General features: G+C 56.6%; 15 protein-coding genes and 1 riboswitch. Of the genes, 4 read left to right on the forward strand and 11 right to left on the reverse strand.

Annotated elements, in window-relative coordinates:
* Positions 1–68 precede the first annotated feature (68 nt).
* A riboswitch (cobalamin riboswitch) is annotated at positions 69–232 on the forward strand.
* 68 nt (positions 233–300) lie between these two features.
* Both AC1RSM_RS14680 and AC1RSM_RS14685 read left to right on the forward strand, forming a co-directional pair.
* Positions 301–2,145 (forward strand): TonB-dependent receptor domain-containing protein, encoded by a 1,845-nt coding sequence (locus AC1RSM_RS14680; protein ID WP_492933283.1) that lies wholly within the window; start codon positions 301–303, stop codon positions 2,143–2,145.
* A 73-nt stretch (positions 2,146–2,218) separates the two neighbouring features.
* A complete protein-coding gene (locus tag AC1RSM_RS14685) occupies positions 2,219–3,262 on the forward strand; it encodes an ABC transporter substrate-binding protein (protein ID WP_492933284.1) in 1,044 nt (347 codons plus the stop codon).
* 17 nt (positions 3,263–3,279) lie between these two features.
* On the opposite strand, the gene AC1RSM_RS14690 is transcribed toward AC1RSM_RS14685, so the two are convergent.
* The 11 genes from AC1RSM_RS14690 to AC1RSM_RS14740 all read right to left on the reverse strand — a co-directional run bounded on the left by AC1RSM_RS14690 (position 3,280) and on the right by AC1RSM_RS14740 (position 14,039).
* A complete protein-coding gene (locus AC1RSM_RS14690; RefSeq protein ID WP_492933285.1) occupies positions 3,280–5,703 on the reverse strand; it encodes a TonB-dependent siderophore receptor in 2,424 nt (807 codons plus the stop codon).
* 61 nt (positions 5,704–5,764) lie between these two features.
* Positions 5,765–6,742: a FecR family protein gene (locus AC1RSM_RS14695; protein ID WP_492933286.1), complete on the reverse strand. Its 978-nt coding sequence runs from the start codon at positions 6,740–6,742 to the stop codon at positions 5,765–5,767.
* 5 nt (positions 6,743–6,747) lie between these two features.
* A complete protein-coding gene (locus tag AC1RSM_RS14700; RefSeq protein ID WP_492933287.1) occupies positions 6,748–7,281 on the reverse strand; it encodes a sigma-70 family RNA polymerase sigma factor in 534 nt (177 codons plus the stop codon).
* 281 nt (positions 7,282–7,562) lie between these two features.
* Positions 7,563–7,880, reverse strand: coding sequence for a hypothetical protein (locus AC1RSM_RS14705; protein ID WP_492933288.1), 318 nt, complete (start codon positions 7,878–7,880; stop codon positions 7,563–7,565).
* A gap of 370 nt (positions 7,881–8,250) precedes the next feature.
* Positions 8,251–9,966: a porin gene (locus tag AC1RSM_RS14710; protein WP_492933289.1), complete on the reverse strand. Its 1,716-nt coding sequence runs from the start codon at positions 9,964–9,966 to the stop codon at positions 8,251–8,253.
* 121 nt (positions 9,967–10,087) lie between these two features.
* Positions 10,088–10,990 (reverse strand): CorA family divalent cation transporter, encoded by a 903-nt coding sequence (locus AC1RSM_RS14715; RefSeq protein WP_492933290.1) that lies wholly within the window; start codon positions 10,988–10,990, stop codon positions 10,088–10,090.
* Entirely contained in the window at positions 10,987–11,940 is a 954-nt protein-coding gene (locus AC1RSM_RS14720; RefSeq protein WP_492933291.1) for a magnesium transporter CorA family protein, read from the reverse strand. Before AC1RSM_RS14720 ends, AC1RSM_RS14715 begins: the two co-directional genes overlap by 4 nt.
* Positions 11,941–11,943: 3 nt before the next feature.
* A complete protein-coding gene (locus AC1RSM_RS14725; protein WP_492933292.1) occupies positions 11,944–12,243 on the reverse strand; it encodes a hypothetical protein in 300 nt (99 codons plus the stop codon).
* A 64-nt stretch (positions 12,244–12,307) separates the two neighbouring features.
* Positions 12,308–13,246, reverse strand: coding sequence for a CorA family divalent cation transporter (locus tag AC1RSM_RS14730; RefSeq protein WP_492933293.1), 939 nt, complete (start codon positions 13,244–13,246; stop codon positions 12,308–12,310).
* The gene (locus AC1RSM_RS14735) at positions 13,243–13,581 is read right to left on the reverse strand and encodes a hypothetical protein (RefSeq protein WP_492933294.1); all 339 of its coding nucleotides are present in this window, start codon (positions 13,579–13,581) and stop codon (positions 13,243–13,245) included. The genes AC1RSM_RS14730 and AC1RSM_RS14735 overlap by 4 nt, the downstream gene beginning before the upstream one ends.
* A 113-nt stretch (positions 13,582–13,694) precedes the next feature.
* Complete coding sequence (locus tag AC1RSM_RS14740; protein WP_492933295.1) at positions 13,695–14,039, reverse strand: hypothetical protein; 345 nt, start codon at positions 14,037–14,039, stop codon at positions 13,695–13,697.
* Between the two features lie 683 nt (positions 14,040–14,722).
* Between AC1RSM_RS14740 and AC1RSM_RS14745 the strand changes: the two genes are divergently transcribed.
* The gene (locus AC1RSM_RS14745; RefSeq protein WP_492933296.1) at positions 14,723–15,529 is read left to right on the forward strand and encodes a thiazole synthase; all 807 of its coding nucleotides are present in this window, start codon (positions 14,723–14,725) and stop codon (positions 15,527–15,529) included.
* 7 nt (positions 15,530–15,536) lie between these two features.
* Positions 15,537–16,355 (forward strand): bifunctional hydroxymethylpyrimidine kinase/phosphomethylpyrimidine kinase, encoded by an 819-nt coding sequence (thiD, locus tag AC1RSM_RS14750; RefSeq protein WP_492933297.1) that lies wholly within the window; start codon positions 15,537–15,539, stop codon positions 16,353–16,355.
* Positions 16,356–16,394: the final 39 nt, after the last annotated feature.

Genomic DNA, 16,394 nt, shown 5'->3' on the forward strand with positions numbered 1-16,394 from the left:
CACAATTGTAGCTCTTTGTACCTGAATTCGACCCTAATCGCTTAACCTTTGCCCCAGCGGCATGTAACATTTTCCGCTCAGAAAGAGGTGCTTTCCGGTCCAAGCCAAAACGGACCTGGGAAAGTCAAATGGGAAACGTGATCTGTTCCAGACTGAACAGCCAGACGTGCTGCCCCCGCAACGGTACCTGCTTCGTGCAAAGCCCGACACCAGCCTGCTTATCTACCCTGAATTCATGCCGTCCACTTAGGGCGGTTTCGCTTATCGGTGTGCGGGGACGCACATCAAACAGGAATCTCCATGTCCATACTGTCCATCAGACCTTTGATGGTTGCCCTGGCGGGCGCCCTGCCCCTGATCGCTACGGCCCAAACTGCCCCTGTTGCCAAGCTGGATCAAATCGTTGTTACCCCAAGCCGCATGGCTCAAGAACTGAAAAACGTGGTGGGTGACGTTACTGTGATCGACCAGGAAACCTTGCAAAAAGCAGGTCAAAGCAGCGTGGCCGAGATTTTGCAGCGTCAGCCTGGTATTGAGATTTACAACAGCGGTGGCCCGCAAACCACGACAGGCGTCTACCTGCGCGGCACCAACCCGCAGCACACACGCGTCATGATCGACGGCATGCGTATCAACAGTTCCACCAGTGGTTCGGTTAACTGGCAAGCGATTGACCCCGCCCTGATCGAACGCATTGAAATTGTGCGCGGCGCAGGCAGCAGCCTGTACGGCTCGGATGCAATTGGTGGTGTCATCAATATCATCACCAAAAAAGGTGGCGGTGATCGTGCTCTGAGTGCCTGGGGCAATATCGGTCTGGGTTCGCAAGACACCTTCAAAACTAGTGCTGGTTTTTCCGGTGCAGCTCAAGGCTGGGACTACAGCCTGGCTTCCAGCTACGGCAGCAGTGACGGCTTCAATGCCACCAATCCTCTTTCGGGTTCCTATAACCCTGACAAAGACGGCTATACCCAGCATGGCCTCAATGGCTCGCTGGGTTATGAATGGGCACAAGGACAGCACTTGGGTCTGAGCGCCATAAACAGCTATATCGACGGCCAATTCGACAATGGCGCCTCAAATCTGCGTGGCCCCAGCACTCAGACCCGTCAGCAAGCCTACGGCCTGACCAGCACCAACAAGCTGTCTGAACTGTGGACCAGCCGTCTGAACGCTTCGCTAAGCAAAGAAACAGTGGAAAACCGCGCCTTCGCGTCTCGCTACTCCACACTGCAGCGCCAATACAGCTGGCAAAACGATCTGACCTTTGCCCAAGGCCATACCGTGTCCTTGGTGGCCGAGCGTCTTGAAGAACGCATGACGCACACCACTGTGCACAACGACGATAAACGCAACACCAACGCCTTTGCCTTGATTTACCGTGGCGATATCAATCAGCACCATCTGCAAGCCAGCGTGCGGAATGACAATATCAGCGGGTATGGCAATAAAGTGACGGGTGGCCTGGGCTACGACCTGGATATCACCAACAACTGGACAGTGGGTGTAGCAGCCAATACTGGTTTCCGTGCGCCGACGTTTGCTGACCTGTACTCACCCTATAGCTGGGGCTTTCAGGGCAATCCTGATCTGAACCCAGAAAAATCTCGCAACGTGGAAGGCCATATCCGCTACACGGACGAGACCACAGAACTGGGTCTGGTGGTTTACCAAAACAACATTCGCGACATGATCAACCCTTACGCGTGCGATGCGAATTTTGAGTGCACCACGACCAACACCGAAAAAGCGCGCATCACTGGCTTGACCTTGACGGCCATGAAGCAATTAGGCGATACCACCTTGCGCGCCAGCGCCGACTTTACCGACCCCAAGGATAGAAACACCGACAAGCAGTTGGTGCGCCGCGCCAAGCAAAACTACAAAGTGGCTGTGGAACAAAAGTTTGGTGATCTGAAAGCCGGTGCCGAGTACCTGTTCGCGTCCCATCGCTATGAAGATGCAAAAAATGAACAGCGCCTGGGCAGCTATGGCCTATTGAACCTGACTGCCAGCTATCCGCTGACCTCCAGTCTGGAAGCTCAACTGCGTTGGAATAACGTGCTGGACAAGGATTACACCCTGGCTCGTGGCTACAACAATGCAGGCTCCAGCGTGTTCCTGAACTTTGCCTGGCGTATGTAAGCAGTAAAATCAGCTTTGCTTGATGCTGGCGCGGTTCTGCTCAAGAGCCGCGCCATTTACTTAAAGGCGCGTGATGTCCCCTTTGCCTGCGACGTATCGTCTTCAGCACCCGCAGCGCTCTGCCTTGAGCGGATTGGGTCTATGGGGTTTGCTCTGTCTGTTGGCCTTGGTTTTAGGATTGCCCATCCTGGCACACGCACAGGAGCAGGACCAAGCGCAAACCCAGACTCAAGCACCGACAAGGGCGCAGACATTCACCCAACAAAGCACACCAGCACCACAAGACAGATCAGCAGAAACGACTGCAGCAACCGCCGCAGAAGCAGCAGCGGATAAACAGGCAGCAATCCCGCCGCGGGCCATCAGCCTAGCCCCCCACATCACTGAAATTCTGTTCGCCGCAGGTGCCCAGGATCACCTGATTGCGGTAGACAGTTCCAGCGACTATCCGCCGCCCGCTAAAGACCTGCCCCGTGTGGGTGACGCCTTGCGCGTCAATCCTGAACGGCTGCTTGAACTAAAGCCAGACCAAGTGTGGGCCTGGCAGGCGAACCAGATCGGGCCCGAATTGCAGCGTCAGCTACAGCAAACCCACATTAGCCTGATTTTTGCCGCCCCACAGAAGCTGGACGATATTCCCGCTTTTATCCGTCTGGCAGGTGAAAGTCTGGACACCGCCGAGATCGCTGTGCCCGCCGCTGCCCTGCTGGACAGCCAAATTGCCGCTCTGCGCCAAAACAGCCGCTTGGGCGACACGGTCAGTATTTTTCTGGAAATTGGCTCCGAACCTTTATATACCTTGGCACGCGAGCCCTTGATTCAAGATGTGCTCACCACCTGCAAGGCCCAGAACATTTACGCCCGGTATGCTGCGGTGGCACCCACCATCAGTCTGGAGGATGTGCTGCATAAACGTCCTCAAGTGATCATCATGGCCTACCGTGATCCCGCCCAACTGCGTGCGCGCCACCTGTTCTGGGAAAAACACCTGGGCCTGAGCCCGCAAGCTTTACTGAACCTGAATCCAGATGCCCTGTATCGGCCAGGCCCCAGGCTGATAGAAGCCACTCGCGAACTGTGCGAGCAGTTGGATCGCTATCGAGCCCAGGGCATCTGATTCCAGCTAAGCAGCGCTTAGAACTGATACCTGACGGACAGCATCATGTTGCGAGGCTCGCCCCAGGTATAGGTGCTGTACCAAGAGAACATCGAGTAATAGCGCTTATCAAACAGGTTGTTGACGGTAAAGGTAGCCGACAGCTTTTTGTTGAAGCGATAACGTGCCATGGCATCCACCAACCAATAGCCCGACACCGTATGCTGCACCTTGCCGGCCGATCCGGGTCGGCTGACGTCCCCCCACGTCTTGCTTTGCCAGCGAGCGCCACCGCCCAGTGTCAGACCATTCAAGTCCCCCTGAAGGTCGTAGGTGGTGTAGATGTTGAATTGATGCTCGGGCGATAAGGTAGAAACCTTTTCCCCATCACGGCGCGACAGCTTGTAGGCATAACCGGCGTGCATCTGCCATTGCGGTGTCAATTGCCCCGCCACCTCCAGCTCCACCCCGTGGGTACGCACGCCTTGAGTCGCTTCGTACGCGATACCACCGGATGGATTACGGCCACCCGTTTCCTTGCCAAAGTTATCTTGGCGCAGCTGGAAATACGCCAGGCTGGAGGTCAAACGCCCACCCATGAACTCGCCTTTAAGCCCCACCTCGTAGTTATCACCGCGCAAGGGGTCCAAAGTGCGGCCGGCCTCATCCTGCAAATCCTGCGGCTGGAAGATATTGGTGTAGCTGGCGTAAACCGAGAAGTTGTCGTTCAAGTCATAAACGGCACCAAAATACGGTACCCATACGCCGTTTTCACGCATTTGCAGCTTGTTGTAGTTGGCATAGCGAGTACCAAGCAGCAACTTCAGATCATCCCGCAGATTCAAACGAGTGCTGACGTACACACCGTTTTCCCGCGTCACCTCGCGGTCATCGCCCAGGGACTCCCAATTCATGCGCGGCCAGCGGCCATCCCATTCATAGTAATTAGGCACATCGGAATTGCTGGTTTCCCCGTAGGAAGAATTGGTCCAGCGACGGCGCGAAACCCCGCCCCCCACCACCAGCTCATGTTCACGCCCAAACAGTTCAAAGGGACCGGTGGCATAGAAATCAGCCGTGTTGGAAACTGTTTTGCCTACATAGCGCCCTGACCAAAGAGAGGTTCCTTTTCCTGTCAAAGGATCAGGATTACCGCCGGCAACGGCCGCCAGCTCGGAGTCATAACCATTGATTAAATGGTTAAGCTGCACCTTGGCCATCCAGCCGCTGTCGAACTCATGCTCCAAGGTGGCAAAGGCGGAACGGGTGTATTGATTCCAACGACTCCAGCGCGTCCCATTATTGAAGGAACGGTCCATATCGTTGAAATTGCCCTGCGTGTCATAGATAGGAATACCGCCCCAGGTGGACCCTTTGGGGTCGTTATCCTGCAAATCCGCCCCCAAGGTCAGACGAGTATCCGGAGTTAAATCGGCTTCCATAATGCCGTACAGCACTAAAGTCTGGCGTTGGTAGTGATCCAGATGACTTTTCTTGTCCTGATAAGCACCCACCATGCGGCCACGTATCGAACCGGTTTCGTTCAAGGGGCCAGAAAAATCCAGTTCTCCCCGGTAGTTGTTCCAGGAGCCCGCGCCCGCCACCGCGTGGGCCTGAAACTCCTCTGTAGGCTTTTTACGGATCATATTGATGGTCGCGCCTGGATTGCCGCTACCCGTCAACAGCCCGGACGCGCCCTTCAAGACCTCAACCCGGTCGTAAATCGCCATATCGCTCAGCGTATTACCCGCCGAGTAGGGTGAGTCCCGCAAAGTAGGAATTCCGTCGTACTGAAAGTTCTTGATATCGAAGCCGCGCGCCTCGTAAGCCGTGCGTTCGCTGTCATAGGTAATGATGCTGACCCCAGGGGTGTGACGTACTACGTCATCAATACTGGTCAGGTTAAAGTCATCCATCTTCTGGCGCGTGGTGACGCTGATGGCTTGCGGTGTCTGGCGGGGCGTCAGGCGCAAACGGGTAGCCGTCGCGATTGTGCCGGCAGCATAGGTGCCTGAGCCCTCGGTAATGTCACCCAAGGCATTGCGACGCACTTCAATGCTAGACAAAGACTGCACACCCGCATCTTCTGCCACCGGATCACCATCAGCCAAAGCAACCAGCACATAGCCTTGATCTCGGTGCTGAATCTGAAAGGGTTGACCCGCCAGCAAGGCGGCGAAACCATCCTGCACCGAGTACTGCCCCTGTAAGCGCGGAGCACGACGACCTTGCAGGCGGCTGGAATCCATCACCAGCGCCACACCGGCTTGCTGCGCAAACTGGCTCAAACGGCTGGCCAGATCGCCCGCTTCAAGCGAATAGGCTTGACTAGACTGCGCCAACACCGGCGCCACATTCAGCATCAAAGCCGCCGCCACAGCCAGGCCTAACAGGCGACGGCAGGTATTGGGCATCAATGACGTCTCTACAAGCGCCCCACTTGGCGCGTTCTTCGGGACCATGAAATCTCTCCTCTTGGCAGGGTCTACCCAATCAAGACGCACGAGCCCGAAAAAGCGGCAATCAAGGGCGGTAATCAATCCTCAAACCGTCGCTACGACTCTCCTGCACCCGCAAGCCGGGATACAAGTCCGCCAGCAAGGCCAAAGCGGACAAGGGCTGGTCAGCGGGCAAGACCACACTGACCCTAAGCCCTTCCATTCCTTGCAGGTTCAGCCTTGTTTTGCCCGGATACTGGCGGCTGACCTGCGTGATCACCTGCGTCAAAGGCACATGCTCCAGCACCAGTTGCCGTTGATCCCAGCTTTGCTTGGTACGGTGCACATCCGTGTGCCGGGTTGCTGCCAAACCTTGCTCACTAATCTGTACTTGATCTCCTGGCCCCAGTTCGCGGCCATCCTGTGGTCCCCGTGAACGTGGATAAGCCAGCACCCGCGAAGACAAGACGGTCAGCACTGTGCCTTCGGGCGCTTCTTGCACAATGAACTCAGTACCCAAAGCTTGAGACACGGCCTGAGAGCTCAACACCCGTAAAGGACGTTCCGCTTGTTTGGCGACCAGCACACGAACCTGCCCTTGCAGCAGCTCAATATCCCGGTATTGCTCGCTGTACAGGATCTTCACGCGGGACGCACCTGCCAGTTCCAGCCGGGAGCCGTCCTCCAGCACGATGCTGCGCCACTGCCCTGCTTCGGTGTGCTCAGACTGATCGACCCAAGGTTGCAACCACGCAAGAATCGGCAGGATAAACACCAAGACCCACACCAAAAGCATCATGCCCTGACGCCAATCGCGTAGCAGCTTGCGCTTGGCAGACAAACCAGCCTCTAAAGCGCAACGCCCCGGTGCGGCGCTGGCCTGCCCGGCCAAAGCTTTAACCGTCCCTAATATCGCTTCCATACGAGCGGCAGCGGCTTCATGACGATGGTCTTGCGCACGCCAAGCCGTGAACTCGGCCTGAGCTTGCTCGGTAAATTGTTCAGGATCGGACAAAAGCACAATCCATTGTGCTGCCTGCTGTTCAACGGCTTCAGGGGACATAAGGTTCAGGCGGGAACCAGGGACTGGATATGCAACAAAGCCTGTACCAGATCATTGCGTACGGTTCGCTCGCTGATTCCCAAACGCTGGGCGACAGCAGCCTGGGTTTCTCCATCCAAATAACAACTTAGAAAGCTCACGCGGGTTCGCACCGGCAGCTCATCCAACGCCTGAGCTAACAAAGCCAAGGCCTCCAAGGTTTGCGCGCACTGCTCGGCCGACGGCGCTTGAGCCCCATCTTCTAAGGTCGCGGTCAAGGCTTCCAAATAGGCTTGCTCCACAGCGAGCCTTCGGCTGCGATCAATTAGCAGCCGCCTTGCGGTTGTCGCCAGAAAAGCACGGGGATGGCGTACCGTATTCACCGCCGCCGGAGCCAGCAAAAGACGTACAAAGGTGTCCTGCACTAGGTCTTCCGCCGTGAAGCTGCATTGCAAGCGCGCGCGCAGCCACCGAAGCAGCCAGCCTCGATGGTCCTGGTAGAAGTCCCCCATCCCTATGGGTGAAGCCGGATAGTCCATATACCCCAACGCACTAATCAATAATCATTCTCATTCCAAAATTATGACATGAAAATGAATGGGGTCTTGGCGCAGGCACAACAAGCGTCGTCTAGCCACGACACATGCCAAGGCAAAAGAACGGTCCACTTGGGAAACAGGTGAAGGCCAGTGAATGTGGCCAGATGAAGAGCGGAGGCCCAAAGAACAGGCACGGTACAAAGACCGTGCCTGGCGGTAAAACTCTGCGGTGGAACGTGCAGCAGCATCAAAGGAACTGAGCCCATCGGACACAAGATCCTCACGCCACGGCAAGATCGCCCTTACATGATGAAGGAGGGCAAAGTCAGGACAGCATGGGTAGGCTGGCGACGGAAGCCTTCAGCATCATTCAAACGGGCTTTTGCGCGCCGGGACAGATGCTTAAGCACTTGAGTGCGTTCCACAGTAGGCAGTGTGGACAGCGCATTTTCGATGGTGCGACCGGACAAGTCATTGAGGGCGCAGGCGTACTCGCGGGCACCATGCGTTTGCAGCAGCTCCAGCAGAAAACCTTGGCGCTGGCGGGAGGCTGCCTGGCGCAGGACTTCTTGCAGAGCGTTGGAGCTGGGGACGGAACGGAACAGCTTGAGACGGAACATAGCATTCTCCTTTGGACACAGTGGCCCAGAAAGAGTGCTCACCCCCTTAGAGGAGCCCGCTTTGTGGTCCAGCGTCCAATTGATTAGTCGTTAAGGAGGCTTTTCCCAGATAGGAATAAAGCCATAAAGAAGGATCAGGGTCCATTTACTTTTAAACGTGAGTAGTTAAAAAAGAAGGGGCAAAGGTTTTTGCACCAACGACATTTTCGCATCTGGCCCAGCACTTGTCTGCCCGGCATTGGCACACAGCCTGTAACCCTGCGGGCATGAAATTTATACTTTGGGATAGGTGGCCCCTATCCCAAAGCACTCTTTCCCCAACCAAAGCTGGTTCCCTGCCATCATCAGCACGGGGAAAGGGACAGCGAGCTTAAAAGTGATGCGTCACCCCAAAAGCGACCCGGCTGCTACGAGGTTCGCTGGCACTGGCCGCCGTCTCCATATCAAAGCGGCGTCCTTGAGCAGCAAAGGCATATAGGCTGGTCCGTGGTGACAGGGCATGGACATACCCCACAGACATCACTTGAATGCGTCGTGCTCGCTCCTCGGTGTCCTCCCAGGTCCAGTTGGGACGGCCCAGCGACCACTGCAACTGGAACTCGCCCTTCCCCACCGGAATGGCCGTGCCGACATACCAGGTATCCAGGCGGCCGCCCTTTATAAATTCGACAGGGCCCAAACCTTCCAGGCCCCTGTCTTCCAGATGAGCCGGGCCATCATCGCCATTCAAGCCCACAAAGCCATTGCTCTGACGACTCCAACCTGCCGCGACACGAGCCACATCAAAGTCATAGCTGGCACCCAATTGCCAGGCAGCAGGCCGATTGGACTCCACCCGGCTCAGACTTTCATAACTGGCGCCCAGCAGCCAGGGGCCATCTTCATAACGCACAGCCACGCTGTAGAGTTTGCTGCGTGAACTACCCAAGCCCTGCTCGCCCACATCTGCGCTATAGCTGGCACCCAGCTGCATGCCAGACCATTCGGGGCTGCGCCAGCTGAACTGGTTGGAGATCTGGTAGTTATCAGAGGCACGCATCAAAGCACCCATGCCAAAATCTTTCCAGGAACCCACTTCCACCGCCGACACAAACTCTTGCCCTACGGTGAACTGGCGGCCAAAGCGCACTTCCCCCCAGTTGTCACTGCCCAGGCCCAACCAGGCTTGGTAATTGAACAAACGATCCGGATCTTCGGCCTTGCCGGTCGCCAGATCAATCCCGCTTTCCAGATTGAACGTGGCACGCACGCCTTCGCCCAAATCCTCATGCCCACGTAGTCCCCACAGGGAATCAGTCTGCCCGCCACTTAAAACATCGCGCTGCGAGCCTTCACCGCTGATGCGTGTCCAACCCAAACCCGCATCCAACGTGCCGTACAGCTGCACACTGCTTTGTGCATGACTATCGCTGGGCATTAACAAAGCAGCCATACCGCTCAACGCCACGCCTACCGCCAACGAAGCCGCTTTGCTCAGTTGAAAGGGGCTACATTCCCGCATACGACGCCAGCCGGACGCTGCCACGGCAGGCTCACGCATCAAGATACCCAATAAGGTTTGATTGCCTGTGGCTACCACAACGCCCTGAGCCGTACCGGCGACAACCCGGTCTCCCATGGCGCAGGTATCGGGGGCTGCCTGCAAAATTGCACGGTTCAAAATTAAATGCTCCTGGTGAATCAGGCGCAGATCAGCAGGCACATAGTCGCCCGCGGACAGCAGCACCATATCGCCCGTCACCAGCATTCGAGCTGGAATCCGGGACTGGTGATCGCGCGCAAGATCGTACATAGTCAGATCGCGTCGCACCTGACACGTTTGTTTCTTCAAAATCTGGACCAGTTGAACCAGATCACTGGGGCTGGATCGCAGTACTCGTATTTGATTAGGGCCTTGCTGGATCAAGCGGCGCAGAACTTCGTCGAAAGCCAGTCCTTGGCAGTTCGTGTTCAAGGCTTGTAAAACCTGCGGCACACTGCGCAGGGCGTAGTAGCTCAACGCACATTGGGCACGGCGCACCAGACGCACAGGGCTGTGATGCTCAACTCCGCGGTGATCGGGATGGGAAAAGTTGCTTGCGTGCATGGGTACCTCTGCAAAATGGTACAAGGACGGCCACCCCGCTTGAAAAGCTCAAGGGTGCGCTACCGTCGCAATGGAAAGAGAACAAGCGGTGATCTGTTCGGGTAGAAATGAGTGCGGCCTATCACCGCAGTGCGCCCGATTTTTTGATTGTCCAGATCGGTACCGCAGTCAACAGCAAGACCGTAAACAGCTGTACCCACATCGTGCCCTCCCAAGATAGCTCGGGCATGACACGAAAGTTTTGGCCGTACCAGTTGATCAGCGCCGTACCCGGCACCAGCAAGGCCCACAAGACCGTAAACACTTTGGTCACGTTCAAATCGCTCATGGCCACCGACTCCCCGGCTGCCCGCCAGTGAAAGCGTTGGCGCTCGATTGCAAAGTGCGCCCGGCGCTGCATTCCCTCGATGGCAGAGATCAACTCGTCCACGCGGCTCGACGGCATGCTTTGTGCTTGATAGGCCAAACGGCGCAAGCGCTGGGCTGCCTGCTCCAGATCATCAATCGAGTGCATGACGTAGGACAGGGGCTTGTGCAAGGTAGCCATATGGCTGTCCAGATCAATCATGTCCTCCGCGCCACGGGAATAATCCGTGCCCACATTGGAGAGGAAACCCCGCAAGGACAAGGTGGATACGCTCAGCCCCTGGTCAATGCGATCCAGTACCTGAGAGGTCTGTGCCAGCAACTGATAGAGCAAGGTCAAGGCCAGCGCATGCGAGCTGGACAGCGACATTTCCTGGGCGCTTAGGCGCTCCAGCGCCTGGCCCGGACGTAGCAGACGATGGCCTGTTTCCACGGTGTACAGGGGTTGGTCGTCCCCGCTCAGGCACCAGACCAGATCAGACACCTGAATTTGATCGTCCTTCAAGCGTACGCAGCGGATACGCGTGCTCATGCCCAGGCCCTGCTGTGTTTTCGGCACCAGATCCATGCGATACAACTTGCCCAGATCCTCCAGTGCCTGAGGGTCGGGCGCCTGCAAGCGCCGCCAAGAGGCCATATCTTTGAAACGGGCTGTCATCGCATCCACCCTTTACGCTTCACATACGCCAAAGGAGCCAGAGCAAAGACCGCGGTCATGCCCATCACCAGCCATTCGCCACCCATGATTTCCAGCTCGGGCATATTGGCAAAGTTCTGCCCGTAAAACGCTGCAATCAATGTGGGCGGCAAGAACACTGCCGTCACTACAGTAAAGACCTTGATGACCTGGTTTTGCTTCAAATCCAGCGTCGTCATCAAGGACTGCTGCAAGTTACGGATTTTGTCGTGCTGGAAGCGCGCATAGCGACGCAAGCTTTGAATGTCCGAGAGCAGCATGGACAGGTTTTCCGCACTTTCACCACCGGGGCTGCGACGCAGCCAGCGCCCTGCCCGTGCCAGCATCAACTGGCCTTCCACGGTTTTAGCGACCAGCTCTTCTGCTTCACCCAGACCAATAGCGGTACTGGCAATATCGGCCACCCCGGACTGACGCCCGGAGGTATCAAAGCCACCGCTGGCCGCCGCGACCGTATCGCTGCGCTCATCCAGACGCGAGGCCACATCGGAAATCGTGGCACGTGCCTGATCATTCAAGGCTTGCAAAATCATGAACAGAATTGTGGCGGGCCCAGGCGCGGCCTGACCCGAATCCACCATCAGATTCAATTGCTGGCTGACCTGTTCCAGCGTGTCCACGCTCACATCCTGCTCAACGCTGATCAAGCGGTCCTTGCTCAGCGCGAATAAAAGGCTGGTTTCACGGTACTGCTGGCCCTGGCGAATCACCATTTCGACGGGGATCAAGGTGAATCCAGCTTCCTCGGCGGCGGCACGGCCCCGTTTGATGCTCAAGTCCACACCCAGCCTGGCCTGTACATCCGCCAGTTCATCATGACGGTTAGCCGACAGTTGCAACCAGGCCGTCTTTTGCCCGCGCATCTCGCTCAGGCCGGACACCACAGCGCGCTCCTGCTTCTTATCAGTCATGGCTTAGTCCTCGCTTTGAACCTGTTCAGTTTCCGGGGAAATAACGTAGTGGCCGTACAAGTGCAGCCCGGCAAAACTGCCCAAAATCAGCACATACAACACCACAACGGCAATCATGATTTCGCGCTCAATATGCGCGGTGCGTGGACGGCTGGCGCGAGCCCGGTCAATGGCCTGACGACGCTGTTGCACCGCCAGATTGGAGTCGGACTGCAGGCTCAGGTCTTCATTCCAGACCAGCCCACGCAGCTTGTCCGAACCTGCCGTTACCACGTCATTGCTGCTTTTTAATGTGTTCAACATACAAATTTCTTCCCATTCATTTAATTGTCAGATGCGGCGAGCTCAAGGCTCTGCGGACAGCGCTCTAGCGCAGCCAGCCCCGGTGCTTCACATAAATCAGCGGCAACATGGAGAACAAGGCAGTCGAGACAATCCCCACGATCTCAGCGTGTTCCCATTGCAGAATCGGCATATAGGCAAAGTTCATGCTGTAGTAGGTGGAGATCAGCATGGCGGGCAGAAACACAGCGGTGACCACCGAGAACACTTTCACAATCTGGTTCTGTTTGACGTTCAGCGCCATATTGTTGGTCGTCTGCAAAAGACGAACGCGGTCGTGAACGAAGTTCACCTGTTTTTCCACTGCCTCAATATCTTCAATCAAGGTATGGAACACAGGCTTGAGCTGGTCTTGATCCGAAGGAAGGCGGGCCAGCGCATGACGGGCCGCCATAGCCAATTGCAACTGGCTCTCCAGGCAGTCGGACAACAGCTCTTCCACTTCACTCAGGTCCATTTGCGTGGACACGACGTCGCTCACCCCAAAATCCCGGTCTTTGGTCTCCAGACTATTGAGTACCGCATTGGTCTGAGTCAGCACCTTGCCCAGATCGTGGCTCAGAGAATCCAGCAGTTCGTCGGTCGCATCGTTAATAGATTGCAAGATGACGGCGAAGCTTTCAAACGAGTCGTTCTCGCGGCCATCACGTTGCAAGCGTTGCAAAGCCTGTGCCAAAGGCTGCGGGCTGGGATCAGGCTCAATGGACACCAGGATCTGCCGACCCAGGATGAACACCACACGGCTGGCTTTCTTCTGGCCCTTTTCCACACTTAAAAATGTGACCGGTACAAAGCTGAACTGGCCTTCCTGACTGGGGCTGTTTTGCAAGGTCTGTGGAATATCCACCCCCAGTTTCTTGCGCAAGCCACTGATCTGCTCGGGAGCGTTGATGCTGATACGCATCCAGTTATTAGGCAGGCCGTCCTTGCCAAAGAGCGGCGGCGTTTTTCCTTGGTCCATCATTGTTGACCTCCATCAGAGCGGGTCTCATCGGTGTCGGAACTCTCGGCCTCTTGCGCCGAAGTTCCCATGTAAAAGCTGGAGTGCGAACCAGAGGTTGAGCTGGTGCGAGTCTCCAAATGCGAGTTGCTGAAAAATAGCCAGCTCACCACCACAATCAAAATGCCCCACGAAGAGAGCAGCATGGAAAAAGACAAGCGCTCATAGCGGGACCAGCGCTTGCGCCCCAATATCGGGGCAGCGGGCGGGCGGCGCGCCGAGCGAGTCCAGACCTGAGCAGCCAGCGAGTTGTCTGGATAGGGCTTGTTGCTCAAGGAGGAGGGAATGGTTTGGGGCATAGCACTCTTTTGGGTTGATGAGAGCCAAAGCAGACGCCCATGACGATGTGAACCACGCATGGGCGGGCTGCATTGGCTTTGGTTTAAACAGAAAAGGCTGAGCGTTCCATCACTCAGGAGCGCTGAGGCTGGCGATAGTCACGCAACCAGTCATGCACCCCGTAGCGGTGCGGGAACAGGGTGAACAAACTGGGTGCGGGGCCAGGCGAGCGGCGGCCTAAATGGCCTACACGAGAGCCCGTGCTCAAGGCCGTTTGGACCTGATTGCGATCAGACAAGGGCAGCATGGCCAGAACATCGGCACGAACACGGGCCGACAGGTCCGGCAGGGCTTTGGCAAAAGCCAGAGTGCCGTGCGAGGCCAGCAAGTCGCTTACAGCGACGGGCCGGTAGGCAGCAACGGCATGGCGCAGGGCGCGCTGCAGGCCGTCATGAGGACGGGAGTAGCGAAACAGCATGAGGTTCTCCTGAGGCACGCAGCCACAGAAGCACCCCACACGTCTTAGACCGTGAGGAACCCGGAGCTGGTGCTCAATTCGCAGTGTGGTTTCATGCAGACATGAAACACTGGGTAAGACGCTGGCGTGCGTCTTTCAGATTCAGGGTCAGGGCCCAAGAACTTGCTCCTTTAACAATTAAAAATTAGGTGTTTGCCTACATTGGCACTCAAGAGCCAAGGCAGACACCTGTCAGGATCACTGTCTCTGTTTCGATCCAGGCTTATCAAGCTTGGCCAATTGGACTCAAGCCTCAGGTACCTAAGCACCTGAGGCTTGAGTCCAACTGATGAAACAGAAAGAGCGCATGAAATCTACGGGTCCATCAAGAAAAATCCCGTTCTGGATGAACAACAGAATTTTCGCATCTGTACCCTGGCAGGGCCAGTCGGCATTAGGGCCTTCTACATGGCCTTAAACATATGCAGGATATGCCAAGGTATATGGCGGCTTTGGACAACGTCCTTTTGGCCTGAAAATACGCTCTGCTAGCTTTATCCAGGAAGCTGCACGGCAAGCATCGCAGGTGCCCGGGCGGGTTTTCCTGCGAGCATGGGCCAAATGGATTATTCTTGCACTGTTTGCCCAGCAAAAAATCAATTCCCTATCCGTCCCCAAGCACGGATGCGCAACAAAGCACCACCATGACCCAAACAGTGAACAACGACCCCTTTATTCTGGCCGGAACGAGCTACCAATCTCGGCTGTTGGTAGGCACCGGAAAATACAAAGATTTTGACGAAACCCGCCAAGCGATTGACGCCAGCGGTGCCGAAATTGTGACTGTGGCCATTCGCCGCACCAATATTGGCCAAAATGCCAACGAACCGAATTTGCTGGACTACCTGCCGCCGTCCAAGTACACCCTGCTGCCCAATACCGCCGGTTGCTATACCGCCGAAGACGCCGTGCGTACTCTGCGTCTGGCCCGCGAACTGCTGGACGGACACAAGCTGGTCAAACTGGAAGTGCTGGGCGACGCCGGCAACCTGTTCCCCAATATGCCCGAGACCTTGAAAGCGGCCAAAACGCTGGTGGACGAAGGCTTTGATGTGATGGTGTATTGCGCTGACGATCCAATCCAGGCCCGTATGCTGGAAGATATCGGTTGTGTCGCCATCATGCCTTTGGCATCCCTGATTGGATCGGGCATGGGCATCATCAACCCCTGGAACCTGCGCCTGATTATTGATCAGAGCAAAGTCCCCGTGCTGGTGGATGCAGGCGTTGGCACCGCCTCGGACGCAGCTATTGCCATGGAGCTGGGCTGTGATGGCGTACTGATGAATACCGCCATTGCCGGTGCGCGTCAGCCTGTGCTGATGGCCAGCGCCATGAACCTGGCTGTGCAAGCGGGCCGCCAAGCCTATCTGGCTGGCCGTGTACCCCGTAAATACTACGATGCCGACCCCAGCTCTCCCACTGAAGGGCTGATTCACTCCCGCACCTGAAAGAGACATGATCCCCAATACGCTGACCATTGCCGGGGTTGACCCCTCCGGCGGCGCCGGTATTCTGGCCGATGTGAAAGCCATGAGCGCCCTGGGCGCTTATGCCACGGCCGTCATTGCCGCTTTGACCGCTCAAAATACTCAAGGCGTCACCGGCATCTGCCCGGTTCCCGCTGATTTTGTGCGTCAACAAATCGACACGCTGTTTGCCGATGTCCGCATTGATGCGGTCAAGATCGGCATGCTGGGCCAGGAATCCGTTACCAGCGTAGTGGCCGATCGCATGGCGCACTTCAAGCCCACGCATCTGGTGCTGGACCCGGTCATGATCGCCAAAAGCGGTGATCATCTTCTGGAAAAAGCGGCCGTCCATGCCTTGCGTGAACAGCTTGTACCCCAGTGCACCATGATCACCCCCAATCTTCCCGAGGCTGGCGTATTGCTCAATGCCCGCCCGGTCGAGACCGTCAAGGAAATGCGCCAGGCCGCGGAACGCTTGCGTCGGCTGATGAATCTTAACGACCATCGCTGGGTGTTCCTGAAAGGGGGGCACCTGCCCGGTTCGGACTGCATTGACCTGCTGCACGACGGCGACAAAATGATTGAGATGCCCGCCAGACGTATTGATACCGCCAATACACACGGCACGGGCTGCACCCTGTCAGCCGCGTTGGCCGCCTTGCTGCCCCAGCACAGCAATGTGCCCGATGCGGCTCTGGCGGCCAAAAAATACCTGTACACGGCGATTGCCCGCTCAGGTGAAGTCAAGGTGGGCAGCGGGCACGGTCCCGTACACCATTTCCATAACCTGTGGCCTTCGTCCTGAGACGTGCCGTTTGATTGGGCCTCTTGAAGGCCCCCGTCT

The organism is Alcaligenes sp. GW821-FHT11D07 (assembly GCF_058808495.1).